Source organism: Dubosiella newyorkensis (assembly GCF_001945605.1).
Lineage (GTDB): Bacteria > Bacillota_I > Bacilli_A > Erysipelotrichales > Erysipelotrichaceae > Dubosiella > Dubosiella newyorkensis.
Genome location: NZ_MPKA01000009.1, coordinates 1 through 1,311, shown reverse-complemented (window position 1 = coordinate 1,311; position 1,311 = coordinate 1). Strand labels below are relative to the sequence as shown.

Below are 1,311 nucleotides of genomic sequence, written 5' to 3'. Positions count from 1 at the left end.
ATGGCTGAATAAAAAGCCGATGGAAGATAAAAACAGTCTTTTGATAAAGCAGATCCAGGAAATCTGTGAGAAGAACAACCGTCTTTTCGGTTATAGAAAGATGACGATGAAGATCAATAAGATATCTGAAAAACCGGTAAACCATAAGCGTATTTACCGTTTGATGAGTCTTTTGGATCTTCAGTCTGTCTATCGTCCCAGGAAAAGATATCCTAAAAACGCGAACAAGCAGCAGACAGCCAAAAACGTTTTGAAACGGCAGTTTGAAACTGGTACTATGTCAAGTTTGAGGACAATCTAAATTTCTGTTTTTGACAAATCCGAAAAAATTTGTTCCGCTTTCCATTGACTACGGGTCCCCATCCCTAAGAACCCATTTCTTGTTGCTTTTCAAACTCCCAGCCTTTGCCGCAGCTTGAAAAGCCCCAAGCTTATCTTAGGGATCCCCATTGTCAATGCCGCTTCTCAATTTTTTTCTAAACGCATCTTTTTCAATATCTTGTAGTTTTTCTCGTATTCCATCGGGGATTCGTATCCGCAATGGGAATGGATCCGGATCGTATTGTAGAATCCTTCTATATATTCGAATACGGCTTTCTTCGCTTCTTTCATTGTTTCGAAATGGTAGAAGTTGATCCATTCTCTCTTGATCAGTGAATGAAAGCTTTCGATGCAGGCGTTGTCCCATGGATTGCCTTTTCTCGAATACGATCTTTCCATTCCTTCTGTCTTGTTTTTGTATTCTTCGCTTGTGTACTGAACTCCTTGATCGCTGTGGATCACTGTAGATGTCAAGTTAAAAATGTACAAATTCGATGAGATAAAAATGCTCAATTTTGTTTGAAAGATACTGAAGGATCTTTTCGATCCTTCTTTCGATTTTGACCAATTTGCTTTATTCCTGCTTTGTGTGCGGCTTCTTCTTGATATGGTCTTTCATCCGATAAGACTTTCCGGTAATGGACACGACATGCGCATGATGCAGGATCCTGTCCAGGATCGCATTGGCCATAACGGGGTCCTGAAATATCTCGTCCCATTCGCCAAAGCCGATATTGGTTGTCAGTATCGTGCTTTTCTGTTCGTATCGTTTGTCGATCAGCTGAAAGAACAGTTTCGACTCTTCTTTTGTGATCGGCAGATACCCGATTTCGTCGATAATCAGCAGCTTGTACCGGCTGTAATTCTTCAAACGGTTTTCCAGCCGATTTTCTTCGTTGGCTTTTCTCAGCTGCTGGATGAGGTCGTGGCATTTGATGAAGTAGGTGCTGTTCCTCTTCTTGGCGGCTTCGATTCCCAGGCTCACGGCCA

The 1,311-nt window shown here is 41.9% G+C and carries 3 protein-coding genes; 1 reads left to right on the top strand and 2 read right to left on the bottom strand.

Features of this window, described 5'->3' with window-relative positions:
* The coding region (locus BO225_RS00115; protein WP_233120255.1) for an IS3 family transposase at positions 1-301 on the top strand (301 nt) is incomplete at its 5' end.
* Positions 302-465: 164 nt separating this feature from the next.
* Here BO225_RS00115 and BO225_RS12225 read toward each other — a convergent pair.
* Positions 466-720 carry an integrase core domain-containing protein gene (locus BO225_RS12225; RefSeq protein WP_158023756.1) on the bottom strand — a complete coding sequence of 85 codons (255 nt, stop codon included), beginning with the start codon at positions 718-720 and terminating at the stop codon, positions 466-468.
* Between the two features lie 175 nt (positions 721-895).
* Positions 896-1,311, bottom strand: a 416-nt coding sequence (locus BO225_RS00105) for an ATP-binding protein (protein ID WP_158023755.1), incomplete at its 5' end; no start/stop codon positions are given.